Raw genomic sequence first — 14,440 nt, 5'->3', positions numbered from 1 at the left:
ACCCACAAAATCCCACCTAAAGGAGTTTACGGAGCGGAGGAAAACCTTGTCAAGCAAGCTACAACGCTAATGGAAATAATTTTTATCTCCTAAGCGATTGATAAATGACTGGCGTGAAAAGGCGCTACATCCACGATGCAAAATTAACGTTATGAATATTTGAAAGAAAAAAGATCAATAAGCATAAATATCGTTAAATCGACTGAAAACCTGCAAGGTAAAATATGAAGTGTTCAGTTTGCGACGCGGTCGGCATTTTAAGGTATTTCTCTGCAGGATAACAGCGCCAGATGCAGGCGAAACGCGGGCTGCGGGTTAGTTTGAATGGTCACTGAGAACTATTGTTTAATTATCGGGCACTTTTACACACTGCTATGTAACAAAATAATTCAGAAGAAGGAATTATATCGATTCTGGAATTAAGAGAAGTGTCTATTATCAATGAAAAATAATTACCTGAATAACTATGGGATATAAAACGGGATTATTCTTAATTAAGAATGGCAGCCGTAACTGCCATCTCTTGTTAGTGCCGACTTAAACTGCCACGACGATATAGATTACGACGAATACGGGTTAATCCAGGCTTAGGTTTACGTGGCTCATCGAGGCTTGCCAATACCAATTCCAGTACTCGTTCCGCTACATCACGGTGGCGCTGCGCAACAGCCAATACTGGACATTGCAGGAAATCGAGCAATTCATTGTCCCCGAAAGTGGCAATAGCCAGTTCTGACGGCAAATGACCTTCACGTCGTAAAGTTACATCCATCACACCCTGCAATAATGCAAATGAGGTGGTATAAAGCGCCTGTGGCATTGGGTGCGTTTCCAACCACTTATCAAAAAGCTGCGCTGCGGCTTCACGCTCATAACTGTTGGCATATAAGAAGTGCACTTCACGTGGATCATCTTTCCACGCGGTACGGAAACCTTGTTCGCGCAAGTAGCTCACTGACAGCTCCGGCAACGCGCCAAGATAAAGAACCGTTTCTGCAGGGAAAGTACGCAGCTCACTGGCCAGCATTTCCGCATCTTCCTGGTCTGCACCGACTACGCTTATGAAATTTTCGCGATCTAATGCACGATCGAGCGCGATGATGGGAAAAGGATCGTTCGCCCAGCGTTGATAGAATGGATGTTCAGGTGGCAGTGACGTTGAAACAATGATCGCATCAACCTGGCGTTGTAGCAGGTGCTCAATACAACGCATTTCATTGTCAGGCTGATCTTCCGAGCATGCGATAAGCAACTGATATCCACGCTGACGAGCCTGGCGCTCCAGATAGTTGGCGATACGGGTATAGCTTGTGTTTTCAAGATCTGGAATAACTAATCCGATAGAACGCGTGCGCCCGGCACGCAATCCTGCAGCCACAGCATTCGGGTGATAGTTATGTTCGCGTACAACTGCCATGACTTTCTCAACGGTCTTATCGCTAACGCGATACTGTTTTGCCTTACCGTTGATGACGTAGCTCGCCGTAGTGCGCGAAACTCCAGCCAGGCGCGCGATTTCATCCAATTTCACAGTAGCCCCTTATTTAGGATTTCCATAACCATACCCTGGTCATGGTTTCATTTTTATCATCTAAGCGCAGAATAATACCTCGGGCAACCGCTTTTGCTGGCAGTTGCTGCGCTATTTGCAAAAAAAAACCCGGTACGTGTTTTACCGGGTTTATTATTTAGCCGCCATTACAGGCTAGCGCATAATCTTATCGCCACGCGATACGCCTACAATACCTGAGCGTGCTACTTCGACAATCTTAGCCACTTCACGAATGGTATTCAGGAATGCGTCCAGTTTGTCGCTAGTCCCTGCCAGTTGAACCGTGTAGAGCGTTGGTGTGACATCAATGATTTGCCCACGGAAGATTTCCGCGTTGCGCTTCACTTCTTCACGCCCGTAACCACTCGCCTGCACTTTTACCAGCATGATTTCACGCTCGACATGCGCCCCTTGCACCAGTTCGCTGACACGCAGGACATCCACTAGTTTATGCAGCTGCTTTTCAATCTGCTCCAGCACTTTCGCATCACCAACCGTTTGGATAGTCATGCGAGATAGTGTGGGATCGTCAGTTGGAGCCACGGTCAGACTTTCAATGTTGTAACCGCGCTGAGCAAATAAGCCTATTACACGGGACAGCGCCCCGGACTCATTTTCGAGTAATACAGATAATATCCGGCGCATAATCAGGTTCTCTCCGTTTTGCTTAACCACATCTCATCCATACCACCGCCACGGATCTGCATCGGGTACACATGCTCAGTGCCATCAACTGCGACGTCGACGAATACCAGACGCTGGTTACGCACGGCCTCCAGCGCTTCGATCAACTTGCTTTCCAGCTCATGCGGCTCGTTAATGTTGATCCCTACATGCCCATAAGCTTCCGCAACGCGCACAAAATCAGGTAACGACTCCATATAGGATTGAGAATGGCGGCCAGAATAAATCATGTCCTGCCACTGTTTCACCATACCGAGATAGCGGTTGTTGAGGTTAAGCACCAATACCGGCAAACCATATTGCAGCGCGGTAGAGAGTTCCTGGATATTCATTTGAATACTGCCATCACCCGTAACGCAAACCACGGTCTCGTCTGGCAATGCCAGCTTCACACCCAGTGCGGCTGGCAAACCAAAGCCCATAGTGCCGAGGCCGCCAGAGTTAATCCAACGGCGAGGTTTATCAAAGGTGTAATAAAGTGCAGCAAACATTTGGTGCTGACCGACATCAGAGGTGACGTAAGCCTCACCCTTGGTCAGACGATAGATAGTTTCAATAACCGCCTGTGGCTTAATCTTATCGCTTGTTCTGTCAAACTCCAGACACTGGCGCGCACGCCATTGCTCAATCTGTTGCCACCAGTCACGGATATCATCGCAGGACTGCGACGTATCTTCCTGCGCCATCAGCTCCAACATTTGCTGTAAAACCTGACGCGCATCGCCAACAATAGGAATATCCGCACCGACCGTTTTAGAAATAGAAGTTGGGTCGATATCAATATGCAGCACTGTCGCATTCGGGCAGTACTTCGCGAGATTGTTGGTGGTACGGTCATCAAAGCGCACACCTACCCCGAAAATCACGTCGGAGTTGTGCATCACCATGTTAGCTTCGTAGGTTCCGTGCATCCCCAGCATGCCTAAAGCCTGCCGATGAGTCCCTGGAAACACACCAAGACCCATTAACGAGGATACGACCGGAATATTCAGCTTCTGGGCTAGTTCAAGCAGTTCATCATGACAGGCAGAAGTGATCGCACCGCCACCGACATACATGACCGGCTTTTTCGCCGCCAGCAAGGTTTGCAATGCGCGCTTAATCTGCCCCTTGTGACCTTGAGTGGTCGGGTTATAAGAACGCATACTGACGGTTTCGGGATAACTATAAGGGAACTTATTTGCCGGACTCATAATGTCTTTTGGCAAATCGACCACAACCGGACCTGGGCGGCCACTTGCTGCAAGCCAGAAGGCTTTCTTGATGATGCCAGGAATGTCTTCTGCTTGTTTGACTAAAAAGCTGTGTTTCACGACCGGGCGAGAAATCCCCACCATGTCGCATTCCTGGAATGCATCATAGCCAATCAGCGATGTTGCAACCTGACCAGAAAGCACCACCATTGGAATGGAGTCCATGTAAGCCGTAGCAATGCCGGTGATTGCGTTTGTAGCACCGGGACCGGATGTCACCAGCACGACCCCCACTTCACCGGTTGCACGTGCCAGGCCATCAGCCATATGCACTGCCGCTTGTTCATGGCGTACCAGCACGTGATCAATGCCGCCAATAGTATGAAGCGCATCATAGATATCGAGTACTGCGCCTCCTGGGTAACCGAATACATGTTTAACGCCCTGATCGATAAGCGATCGGACGACCATCTCGGCTCCTGACAACATCTCCATGGTTTGCCTCCAGGCTTACGTGTTTGACCGACCACCGAAATCATTTCAGCTAAGTCGTTGAGGCAGGTTATTGCGCCCTGCATATGTCTTTTTATTATTGATAGTTGCCTAACATAACCGTTGAAAATCAGGCAATCAATTGCCAATCTTCAAGTCTCAAACAAGGATTTTCTTACGAACACTACAAAACCCTCTACTGACAGAGTTATGCTCTGACCATAAGCGGAAACTATGAATGAAAATATTATGGATAATGGCTTTGCAGGATAAATCTAATTAGCGGACGATTTATCATATGTTCTGGAGAGAAAGCACAAAAACAACTAAAGAAGAAAAAACTACAAAGGCTAATAAAAGAAGGATAACCGGATAGTTTTAACCATCCGGATTACTCAGACAAGGATTCTAAATCTACTTACTGCACACTGTAGTCAGTAATTTTTCCATCCATTGATGCCCTTTATCGCGCCCTGCTGCTTCATGCCACGATAAATAACAAGTAGCTGTATTTTCTTTAAGCGGCAGTGTGAATGTTTGTAAATTCAGCGAGTCAGAAAACTCCTCAGCTAACCAGCGTGGTGCTATCGCAACCAGTTGAGTCTGCGACACAATATTTAAAACGCTGATCATTGCCATCCCTTGATAAGCAATACAGGCCAGTTTATCTGCTGTTGGGTACCATGGTGCACTGAATGATGCAAAGCGATCCAGAGAAACAACCGCATGTTTTTCGTTATAAACGTCTTCTTCAGTTAATGGTTTAACTAAGCGTGGATTTTTCTTACTCGCCACCAGAACCATTTCATCTTCAAATAGTGGAATACATGTGAACTCAGGTCGACGAAATTCAGAATAGCTAATAACAAACTCTGTTTCCTGATAACGTAATTGGTGTTCAATATCTTTATTTAAAGAGGATTTAAAGAGTAACTGAATACCTGGCGCAAAGCGTTTCACATTATTAAAGATAACAGAGGTTAAAAAATTATCTAAAGGGCTGCTAACACAAATGTTAAACACCCTTTCACTGCTGCTCGGGTCGAAACCTGCTCCTGGTAACTCATTCTGTACCAGCTGCAATGCCTGGCGAATGGAGCCAAACAGTTGGAAGGCCCGAGCCGTAGGTTGTATGCCTCGGCCATAACGTACAAATAGTTCATCATTGAACATTATTTTCAACCGAGCTACCGCATTACTCACTGCGGGCTGAGACATCCCCAGGGTTTGAGCAGCACGGGTAATATTCTGCACTTGCATAACAGCATCAAATACTGTTAATAAATTTAAATCAACAGAACGTAGTTGAGGTTTAAACCCATCATGAACTGTTGGTTGTTCTACATAATTATCAGACATGGCAAACTCCACTAAGATGGTTCGTCCTTTTTCACAGATTAACTCTGCGGGCTATCCCTATTATCACTTGCTAAGCAGAACATGCTGATCAATACAATTGAAAACATTATTTAAAAATAAAATTAAAATTTTTAATTCACGTTTCCTGACACGCCAACACGGCTTCAGCTACTGACAAGTCTGGTATAACTATAAAGATGTATATAACTTTTTTGTGTCAGTTGATTTCCTGAACATGCTAATGAAATCACAAAATGACTTATCGCACAATGATTCACCTACTGAATTATATATCAACCATGGATGACATCGCTGGTCGGAAACAATAGTTCTACTGAGAATCGAGTGATAAGGAAAGGAGATAAATTCCTAAAATAGGATTCTTGCCTTGATTAACCCTCGCAAATCATAACTATGATGAATGACGATGGTAATAAACATATTATTTTTAATTGTTTCTGACGATTTCATTTTTACATAAAACGGTAAACAGTCCTTTTTCATACCTTTTATAAATATTATGAAAAATTGATATACCAGCACAAATAACTGACCGTCACACCCACCTTACTATCGCCAAAACTGTGTCTGAGAGAATCGATTGTTGACACAGCAGGGCAGATCAAGTACCAATAAATGCATAACGAATTCACTTGGGGCTTGAAAACATGATTCGCACCATTCGCCTACTAGGTCTACTACTAAACGCAACTTCTTTGCGCGGTAGGCTGGTGGGCGAAATCGAGCGTTGATTCAAGCCATCAGACAGAAAAACCCGCGCCACTGCGCGGGTTTTTTTATGCTCGTAGCAAGGGCCCCTAAGACGAGAAAGGACCACAACATGAGCCAACAAGTCATTATTTTCGATACTACTTTGCGTGATGGTGAGCAGGCATTACAGGCAAGTCTGAGTGTAAAAGAGAAGCTGCAAATCGCGATGGCGCTGGAACGTATGGGTGTTGACGTGATGGAAGTCGGCTTCCCGGTTTCATCTCCAGGCGACTTCGAATCCGTGCAAACCATCGCTCGCAATATCAAAAATAGCCGTGTGTGTGGCCTCGCTCGTTGTGTTGATAAAGATATTGATGTTGCTGCAGAAGCGTTGAAAATTGCCGAAGCCTTCCGTATTCATGTGTTCCTGGCCACGTCCACTATGCACATCGAAACCAAATTACGAAGTACCTTCGATGATGTTTTAGCTCGTGCAGTCAATTCTGTTAAACGCGCCCGTAACTACACCGACGACGTAGAGTTCTCATGTGAAGATGCTGGCCGTACTCCAATCGATAACCTGTGCCGTATTGTTGAAGCCGCTATTGGCGCAGGTGCTACAACCATCAACATTCCAGACACTGTGGGCTACACCACTCCAGTCCAGTTCGGTGGCATTATCCAGACTTTGTATAACCGCGTCCCTAACATTGATAAAGCAATTATCTCCGTTCACTGCCACGACGATTTAGGCATGGCGACCGGCAACTCTATCGCTGCGATTCAGGCCGGTGCCCGTCAGGTTGAAGGCACACTGAACGGCATCGGCGAACGTGCCGGTAACACCGCGCTGGAAGAAGTCATCATGGCGATTAAAGTACGCGGCCAAATGTTAGACGTGCATACCAATATCAATCACCATGAAATCTACCGCACCAGTCAGATTGTCAGCCAGCTGTGCAACATGCCAATCCCTGCCAACAAAGCAATCGTCGGCTCCAATGCTTTCGCACACTCCTCCGGTATTCACCAGGATGGCGTGCTGAAAAACCGCGAAAACTACGAAATCATGACCCCGGAAACTATCGGTCTGAATCAGGTGCAGTTGAACCTGACATCCCGTTCTGGCCGTGCGGCGGTGAAACACCGCATGGAAGAGATGGGCTATAAAGAAGAAGATTACAACCTGGATTCTTTGTACGACGCCTTCCTGAAACTGGCCGACAAAAAAGGTCAGGTCTTTGATTACGATTTGGAAGCACTGGCCTTTATCGGCAAACAGCAAGAAGAACCAGAACATTTCCGCATGGAATACTTCAACGTGCAGTCCGGCTCAAGCGTGATTTCTACCGCTTCTGTCCAGTTGCAGTGCGGTGAAGAAACACAGTCTGAAGCAGCAACAGGTAACGGCCCGGTCGATGCGGTTTACCAGGCGATTAACCGCATCACCAATTACGATGTCGAACTGGTGAAATACCAATTGTCTGCGAAAGGTCAGGGTAAAGATGCGTTGGGTCAGGTAGATATTGTTGTGACCCATAAAGGCCGCCGTTTCCATGGCGTTGGTCTGGCGACTGATATCGTTGAATCTTCGGCAAAAGCGATGATTAACGTGCTGAACAACATCTGGCGTGCAGGAATCGTTGAAAAAGAATTGCAACGCAAAGCTCATAATAAAGAAAATAATCAGGAAACCGTGTGACATGTCAAAAACTCATCATATAGCAGTATTGCCGGGTGACGGCATTGGCCCAGAAGTTATGGCTCAGGCGCTGAAAGTGCTGGATGCAGTTCGTACGCGCTTCGATATGCGCATTACCACCAGTCAATATGACGTGGGTGGCATTGCTATCGACCGCCACGGCAACCCGCTGCCACCCGTTACCGTTGAAGGCTGCGAGCAAGCAGACGCAATTCTGTTCGGCTCCGTGGGCGGCCCTAAGTGGGAACACCTGCCTCCGGCCGAGCAGCCAGAGCGTGGCGCATTATTGCCGCTGCGTAAGCACTTTAAGTTGTTCAGTAACCTGCGCCCTGCTCGCCTGTACCAGGGTCTGGAAGAGTTTTGCCCACTGCGTGCTGACATCGCCGCGAACGGTTTTGACATTCTGTGTGTGCGTGAACTGACTGGCGGGATCTACTTCGGCCAGCCGAAAGGCCGTGAAGGTTCCGGTATGCACGAGAAAGCATTTGATACCGAAGTGTATTACCGTTTTGAGATCGAGCGTATTGCGCGCATCGCTTTTGAATCTGCTCGTAAACGTCGCAGCATCGTCACCTCAATTGATAAAGCGAACGTGTTGCAATCGTCGGTGATGTGGCGCGAAATCGTTGGTGAAATCGCGAAAGAATACCCGGACGTTGCGCTGTCACACATGTATATCGACAACGCCACCATGCAGCTGATTAAAGATCCGTCCCAGTTTGACGTGCTGCTGTGCTCCAACCTGTTTGGCGACATTCTGTCTGACGAATGCGCGATGATCACCGGTTCTATGGGCATGCTGCCTTCAGCAAGCCTGAACGAGCAAGGTTTCGGCCTGTACGAACCTGCGGGCGGTTCCGCGCCTGATATCGCCGGTAAAAATATTGCTAACCCAATTGCGCAGATCCTTTCTCTGGCTCTGTTACTGCGCTACAGCCTGGATGCTGAAGAGGCTGCTTTGGCCATCGAAAACGCTATCAACCTTGCGCTGGAAGAAGGTTTCCGTACCGGCGATTTGGCTCGTGATGGCAATGCAATCAGCACCGACGAAATGGGCGATACCATTGCTCGCTTCGTGGCAGAGGGGAAATAATCATGGCGAAGACGTTATATCAAAAGTTGTACGATGCCCACGTCGTCTACGAAGCAGTCGATGAAACACCACTGTTGTACATCGACCGTCATCTGGTGCACGAAGTGACCTCCCCGCAGGCGTTTGATGGTTTGCGTGCGCATAAGCGCCCGGTGCGTCAGCCAGGTAAAACATTTGCCACCATGGACCACAACGTTTCTACGCAGACTAAAGACATCAACGCTTCCGGCGAAATGGCCCGCATTCAGATGCAGGAATTGATGAAAAACTGCAAAGAGTTCGGCGTTGAATTATATGACCTGAACCACCCGTTCCAGGGCATCGTCCACGTGATGGGCCCAGAGCAGGGTATTACTTTGCCTGGCATGACCATCGTTTGTGGCGACTCGCACACCGCAACCCACGGCGCATTTGGCGCACTGGCGTTCGGTATCGGTACTTCGGAAGTTGAACATGTTCTGGCAACGCAAACCCTGAAACAGGGCCGCGCCAAAACTATGAAGATTGAAGTGACTGGCACCGCTGCACCGGGCATTACCGCGAAAGATATCGTGCTGGCAATCATAGGCAAAACCGGCAGTGCGGGTGGCACCGGTCATGTAGTGGAATTCTGTGGTAGTGCGATTCAGGCGCTGTCGATGGAAGGCCGCATGACATTGTGCAACATGGCAATCGAAATGGGTGCCAAAGCGGGCATCGTTGCACCAGACGAAACCACGTTTAACTACGTGAAAGGCCGTCTGCACGCACCGAAAGCAGAAAGCTGGGATGACGCCGTCGCCTACTGGAAAACCTTTAGCACTGACGAAGGCGCTAAGTTCGACAGCATTGTGACCCTGGATGCTGCTGACATTGCACCGCAAGTCACCTGGGGCACCAACCCAGGTCAGGTCATTTCCGTCACCGAAAACATCCCGAATCCTGAATCTTTCGCTGATCCGGTTGAACGTGCCTCTGCTGAAAAAGCTCTGGCATACATGGGCCTGAAACCAGGCATTCCATTAACCGAAGTCGCTATCGATAAAGTGTTTATCGGTTCATGCACCAACTCACGCATTGAAGATTTGCGCGCTGCGGCAGAAATTGCCAAAGGCCGTAAAGTTGCACCAGGCGTGCAGGCGTTGGTAGTTCCAGGTTCCGGTCCGGTCAAAGCGCAGGCCGAAGCAGAAGGTCTGGATAAGATCTTTATTGAAGCTGGCTTTGAATGGCGCTTACCTGGATGCTCCATGTGTCTGGCGATGAACAACGACCGCCTGGAGCCGGGTGAACGCTGTGCATCCACCAGCAACCGTAACTTTGAAGGCCGTCAGGGCCGCGGTGGTCGTACACACCTGGTTAGCCCGGCAATGGCAGCAGCCGCCGCTGTTTCTGGTCATTTTGCTGACATCCGTACATTGAAATAAGGGAAACACCATGGCAGAGAAATTTATTCAACACACCGGCCTGGTCGTTCCGCTGGATGCCGCAAACGTTGATACCGACGCAATTATTCCTAAGCAGTTTTTGCAGAAGGTGACCCGTACTGGTTTTGGTGCTCACTTGTTTAACGACTGGCGTTTTCTGGATGATGCCGGCCAGCAGCCAAACCCAGAGTTCGTGCTGAACTTCCCGGAATTTAAAGGCGCTTCAATTTTACTGGCACGTGAAAACTTCGGCTGTGGTTCTTCGCGTGAGCATGCGCCGTGGGCATTAACTGATTACGGCTTCAAGGTGGTTATCGCGCCAAGTTTTGCGGATATCTTCTACGGCAACTCATTCAATAATCAGTTGCTGCCGGTGACGCTGAGCGAAGCAGAAGTCGATGAGCTGTTTAAGCTGGTCGCGGCAAATCCGGGGATTAAATTCGTGGTCGACCTGGAAGCACAAACCGTGATTGCGGGTGAGAAAAGCTATTCGTTTAATATCGATACTTTCCGCCGCCACTGCATGTTAGAAGGGCTCGATAGTATCGGTCTGACGTTACAGCACGAAGGTTCAATTTCAGCTTACGAGCAGAAACAACCGGCGTTTATGCGTTAATAAGCAGCAAGTCTTATACCCAAAATAATTCGAGCTGCATCGCGGCGGCAAGTGTTCGAGGCCCAGGGAGCTTACATGAGTAAGTGACCTGGGCGAGAGCACGAAGCCAACAAAGAGTCAGCCTAAAGTATGAAGGGTATTACTTAAGTGTCTCAACCAGCCCTTTACGTTGCCCTTCCAGCGTCACCACTTTGCTACACACATCGCGGCCAAACTGCTCGAAATCTTTTTCCTGATTTTTCCACTCATTCTGAATCGAGGTCTGTAAGCCACCAAGGCTTCCCAGTACGCCTTGCAGCGGATTGCCGCCACCTTTCAGAACCGCTTTAGCACCCATTTCGTTAATGCTGTCCTGCAAGATGCCGCCCATCGCCTGATTCACCAACTGTTGCCCTTCGGAGCGCACTTGATCAATCGCTTTATAGTGGAAGGTTAAACCATCCGGGCGGGTTTCAATAATACGGTTCATCTGCTCTTTAAGCTGCGCGTCGAGTTTAGTCAGACGGCCACGCATATTGCTGCTCTCACCCACTTCTTTAGCGATGATTTTATCCAGCGCGACACGACCCTTTTCAACACGTGTCAGTGCACCGTTGTTGATCCAAGGGAGATCGGTGCGCAACGCTTTCTGGTAATCCAGGGCCAACTGGCGCTGCGTTGCGTTTAATGTGTGTGGCTTGCCGTTAAATTTCAGGCTGCCATCGGGGGCAATAACCAGATTGCCATTCTCACCAACAACCTGAACGGATTGCGGGTTGATTACCACGTCATCGCGAGGCGTGACGCTGCATTTATAGTCGGCCTGCGCCTGCATCGCAGTTAGCAGCAGAACGCCCATCAAAGCCTTACGAATCATAGTCACTCCTGAACATCTAAAAATTTAAGAAAAAAAAGGCCGGTTTTCACCGACCTGATTATTCTGCATATACCCACAGATTTCGAGTTGCAGGAAGGCGGCGACGCAGTGAATTCCCAGGAGCTTACTTAAGTAAGTGACTGGGGTGAGCGAGGAAAGCCAACGCACGTGCAGCTTGAAAGATTAGGGTATATATCAATCCCACCAGACATCAAACAGATCGCTAGTGCGAACGTCTTCTGCCTTGTGATCTTCAAGCCATTTGCGCACCAGAGCCTGATGCTCTTCGGTACATTTGCCGATTTCCTGCAGGCAGATTAAGCCTTCCCAGGAAAGGTGGCCGCCGCCATCAAAAGCCAGACCATTTTTATCGATAACTTCATCGATGAATTCATCAACGATTTTATCGATTTGTTCTTCGGAGGTGCCTTCTGGGAAACGCCATGCAACAGAGAACCCCACTTCCTGGAATTCGTCGATGTGCATTTTCTTACGCAAACGACGGCTACGATTAATTGCCATTACTTTACCCTCTCGAACATTAAGTCCCATACGCCGTGACCAAGACGATGGCCACGTTGTTCAAATTTGGTCACCGGACGTGAATCCGGGCGCGGTACGTAGTCGTTAGTCTCTGACTGGTTTTTATAACCATCAATAGAGGACATCACTTCGAGCATGTGTTCCGCATAAGGTTCCCAGTCGGTTGCCATATGGAACACACCCCCCAGTTTAAGTTTGCTTTTCACGAACTCGGCAAACGCCACTTGAACGATACGGCGCTTATTATGACGCGCTTTGTGCCACGGATCAGGGAAAAAGAGCTGAACCATGGATAAAGAATTGTCAGGAACCATTTTTTGCAGCACTTCGACCGCATCGTGGCACATCACACGCAGGTTCTCGACACCTTCTTCGTGAGCCGTCGCGAGACATGCACCCACACCCGGTGAATGCACTTCTATGCCCAAAAAATTCTGCTGTGGATTAGCCTTTGCCATTGCCACCAGCGACGTACCCATGCCGAAACCGATTTCCAGCGTGACTGGCGCTTCGCGGCCAAACAGCTCGGTAAAATCAACAGGCGCGTCTTGATATTCAACGCCCATCACCGGCCAATAGTTTTCCAGAGCGAACTCCTGGCCCTTAGTCAGGCGGCCCTGACGGCGCACAAAACTACGAATCCGGCGCATTGCGCGGCCTTCTTCATTAAATTCCGGTGAGATGACGTCATTTTTCATGGTGTTCAGGCTTAAGTTAGTTTTCGGGAAACGGGCATTATCCAAAGTTAATGGTGAGAAGCAAGCACCAGAAAGTTCCGGTTTACAGCACAGAGTCGTCTGTGCTGGAATCAGCCCCCTAAATCACACACTTATTATTTATCGGATGCCGGGTAACAATGACACATGCGCCGCAATTCTCCCACCAGGTTCTCGACTGGTACCAAAAATACGGGCGCAAAACACTGCCATGGCAACTCGAAAAAACGCCTTATAAAGTATGGCTGTCTGAGGTGATGTTGCAACAAACGCAAGTTGCCACGGTCATTCCTTACTTTGAGCGTTTTATGGAGCGCTTCCCGACTATCACAGATCTCGCCAACGCCCCCCTTGATGAAGTGCTACACCTGTGGACTGGGCTGGGTTATTACGCTCGCGCCCGAAACCTGCATAAAGCTGCTCAAATGGTGGCGAATCTTCACATGGGCGTGTTTCCAGAAACCTTTGAAGAAGTGGCCGCATTGCCAGGTGTTGGGCGCTCGACTGCGGGCGCTATTCTTTCTCTGTCGCTTGGTAAACACTTCCCGATTCTCGATGGCAACGTAAAACGCGTGCTTGCACGTTGTTATGCCATTGGAGGCTGGCCCGGTAAAAAAGATGTTGAAAAGAAACTTTGGGATATCAGTGAGCAAGTCACGCCCGCGCAAGGTGTAAGCCAGTTTAACCAGGCAATGATGGATCTTGGAGCGATGGTTTGTACCCGCTCGAAGCCAAAATGCGAACTTTGCCCGGTGAATAATATCTGCGTGGCCTATGCCAATAACAGTTGGGCCAGTTATCCAGGTAAGAAGCCTAAAGTTACAATACCGGAACGCACCGGCTACTTATTGATGATGCAGCACCAGGACAGCGTACTACTTGCCCAGCGTCCACCGGTTGGTCTGTGGGGTGGCTTGTACTGTTTCCCACAATTCGAAACCGAAAATGAACTACGCGACTGGCTGGCGCAACACCAGATTCCAGCAGATAATCTCACGCAATTAACCGCCTTCCGCCATACATTCAGCCACTTTCATTTGGACATCGTCCCAATATGGCTCCCAGTGCCTTCATTTAGTGGGTGCATGGATGAAGGAACAGCTCTCTGGTATAACTTAGCGCAGCCACCGTCCGTAGGACTGGCCGCCCCTGTAGAGCGTTTATTACAGCAATTGCACGCCGAGCCGGTAGTCGTAAAAGCGGCCCGAGCCGTTGAAGAGGAATAATGATGAGCAGAACTATTTTTTGTACTTACCTACAACGTGACGCAGAAGGCCAGGATTTCCAACTTTATCCAGGCGAACTAGGCAAACGTATTTATAACGAAATCTCTAAAGAAGCGTGGGCGTTGTGGCAGGCAAAGCAAACCATGCTGATTAACGAACGTAAAATGAGCATGATGAATCCAGAACATCGCAAAGAGCTGGAAGCTGAAATGGTCAATTTCCTGTTCGAAGGCAAAGAAGTCCACATCGAAGGCTACACGCCGCCAGAAAAATAAAAATACGAGGGCCTTCGGC

At 48.6% G+C, this 14,440-nt stretch carries 13 protein-coding genes; 6 read left to right on the top strand and 7 right to left on the bottom strand.

Translation table 11 applies throughout. The annotated features are described in order from the left end of the window. Positions 1–526: 526 nt before the first annotated feature. The 4 genes from cra to leuO all read right to left on the bottom strand — a co-directional run bounded on the left by cra (position 527) and on the right by leuO (position 5,280). On the bottom strand, positions 527–1,531 hold the full coding sequence (gene cra, locus M977_RS14270) for a catabolite repressor/activator (RefSeq protein WP_064516171.1): 1,005 nt from the start codon (positions 1,529–1,531) through the stop codon (positions 527–529). A gap of 174 nt (positions 1,532–1,705) precedes the next feature. Then, the gene (gene ilvN / locus M977_RS14265; protein ID WP_034460956.1) at positions 1,706–2,197 is read right to left on the bottom strand and encodes an acetolactate synthase small subunit; all 492 of its coding nucleotides are present in this window, start codon (positions 2,195–2,197) and stop codon (positions 1,706–1,708) included. 2 nt (positions 2,198–2,199) lie between these two features. Beyond that, complete coding sequence (ilvI, locus tag M977_RS14260; RefSeq protein ID WP_064516169.1) at positions 2,200–3,924, bottom strand: acetolactate synthase 3 large subunit; 1,725 nt, start codon at positions 3,922–3,924, stop codon at positions 2,200–2,202. Between the two features lie 411 nt (positions 3,925–4,335). Further along, positions 4,336–5,280, bottom strand: coding sequence for a transcriptional regulator LeuO (leuO, locus tag M977_RS14255; RefSeq protein ID WP_064516167.1), 945 nt, complete (start codon positions 5,278–5,280; stop codon positions 4,336–4,338). Between the two features lie 841 nt (positions 5,281–6,121). Between leuO and leuA the strand changes: the two genes are divergently transcribed. From leuA to leuD, 4 genes are read left to right on the top strand one after another with little or no spacing between them, the layout of a single operon-like run. Then, positions 6,122–7,693: a 2-isopropylmalate synthase gene (gene leuA / locus M977_RS14250; protein WP_064516165.1), complete on the top strand. Its 1,572-nt coding sequence runs from the start codon at positions 6,122–6,124 to the stop codon at positions 7,691–7,693. 1 nt (position 7,694) lies between these two features. Beyond that, on the top strand, positions 7,695–8,786 hold the full coding sequence (leuB, locus tag M977_RS14245; RefSeq protein ID WP_064516163.1) for a 3-isopropylmalate dehydrogenase: 1,092 nt from the start codon (positions 7,695–7,697) through the stop codon (positions 8,784–8,786). Between the two features lie 2 nt (positions 8,787–8,788). Next, positions 8,789–10,189, top strand: coding sequence for a 3-isopropylmalate dehydratase large subunit (leuC, locus tag M977_RS14240; RefSeq protein ID WP_064516161.1), 1,401 nt, complete (start codon positions 8,789–8,791; stop codon positions 10,187–10,189). A 10-nt stretch (positions 10,190–10,199) separates the two neighbouring features. Then, the gene (gene leuD, locus M977_RS14235; RefSeq protein ID WP_064516159.1) at positions 10,200–10,805 is read left to right on the top strand and encodes a 3-isopropylmalate dehydratase small subunit; all 606 of its coding nucleotides are present in this window, start codon (positions 10,200–10,202) and stop codon (positions 10,803–10,805) included. A 139-nt stretch (positions 10,806–10,944) separates the two neighbouring features. Here leuD and M977_RS14230 read toward each other — a convergent pair whose 3' ends face one another. The 3 genes from M977_RS14230 to trmB all read right to left on the bottom strand — a co-directional run bounded on the left by M977_RS14230 (position 10,945) and on the right by trmB (position 12,902). Next, a complete protein-coding gene (locus tag M977_RS14230) occupies positions 10,945–11,661 on the bottom strand; it encodes a YggN family protein (protein WP_064516157.1) in 717 nt (238 codons plus the stop codon). A 195-nt stretch (positions 11,662–11,856) separates the two neighbouring features. Continuing rightward, positions 11,857–12,183 (bottom strand): YggL family protein, encoded by a 327-nt coding sequence (locus M977_RS14225; protein WP_064516156.1) that lies wholly within the window; start codon positions 12,181–12,183, stop codon positions 11,857–11,859. Continuing rightward, entirely contained in the window at positions 12,183–12,902 is a 720-nt protein-coding gene (gene trmB / locus M977_RS14220) for a tRNA (guanosine(46)-N7)-methyltransferase TrmB (RefSeq protein ID WP_064516382.1), read from the bottom strand. The genes M977_RS14225 and trmB overlap by 1 nt, the downstream gene beginning before the upstream one ends. 158 nt (positions 12,903–13,060) lie before the next feature. On the opposite strand from trmB, the gene mutY reads away from it, so the two are divergent. Both mutY and M977_RS14210 read left to right on the top strand, forming a co-directional pair. After that, a complete protein-coding gene (gene mutY, locus M977_RS14215) occupies positions 13,061–14,146 on the top strand; it encodes an A/G-specific adenine glycosylase (RefSeq protein ID WP_064516154.1) in 1,086 nt (361 codons plus the stop codon). A gap of 2 nt (positions 14,147–14,148) precedes the next feature. Then, a complete protein-coding gene (locus M977_RS14210) occupies positions 14,149–14,421 on the top strand; it encodes an oxidative damage protection protein (protein WP_034460971.1) in 273 nt (90 codons plus the stop codon). Positions 14,422–14,440: the final 19 nt, after the last annotated feature.

This window comes from Buttiauxella gaviniae ATCC 51604, assembly GCF_001654835.1.
Classification (GTDB): Bacteria; Pseudomonadota; Gammaproteobacteria; order Enterobacterales; family Enterobacteriaceae; genus Buttiauxella; species Buttiauxella gaviniae.
This window is presented reverse-complemented; position numbering and strand designations above follow the sequence as displayed.

Bases quoted from the DNA above. Each gene is read 5' to 3' on its own strand.
- ilvN (WP_034460956.1), bottom strand. From the start codon at position 2,197: ATGCGCCGGATATTATCTGTATTACTCGAAAATGAGTCCGGGGCGCTG.
- ilvI (WP_064516169.1), bottom strand. From the start codon at position 3,924: ATGGAGATGTTGTCAGGAGCCGAGATGGTCGTCCGATCGCTTATCGAT.
- leuO (WP_064516167.1), bottom strand. From the start codon at position 5,280: ATGTCTGATAATTATGTAGAACAACCAACAGTTCATGATGGGTTTAAA.
- leuA (WP_064516165.1), top strand. From the start codon at position 6,122: ATGAGCCAACAAGTCATTATTTTCGATACTACTTTGCGTGATGGTGAG.
- leuB (WP_064516163.1), top strand. From the start codon at position 7,695: ATGTCAAAAACTCATCATATAGCAGTATTGCCGGGTGACGGCATTGGC.
- leuC (WP_064516161.1), top strand. From the start codon at position 8,789: ATGGCGAAGACGTTATATCAAAAGTTGTACGATGCCCACGTCGTCTAC.
- leuD (WP_064516159.1), top strand. From the start codon at position 10,200: ATGGCAGAGAAATTTATTCAACACACCGGCCTGGTCGTTCCGCTGGAT.
- M977_RS14230 (WP_064516157.1), bottom strand. From the start codon at position 11,661: ATGATTCGTAAGGCTTTGATGGGCGTTCTGCTGCTAACTGCGATGCAG.
- M977_RS14225 (WP_064516156.1), bottom strand. From the start codon at position 12,183: ATGGCAATTAATCGTAGCCGTCGTTTGCGTAAGAAAATGCACATCGAC.
- trmB (WP_064516382.1), bottom strand. From the start codon at position 12,902: ATGAAAAATGACGTCATCTCACCGGAATTTAATGAAGAAGGCCGCGCA.
- mutY (WP_064516154.1), top strand. From the start codon at position 13,061: ATGACACATGCGCCGCAATTCTCCCACCAGGTTCTCGACTGGTACCAA.
- M977_RS14210 (WP_034460971.1), top strand. From the start codon at position 14,149: ATGAGCAGAACTATTTTTTGTACTTACCTACAACGTGACGCAGAAGGC.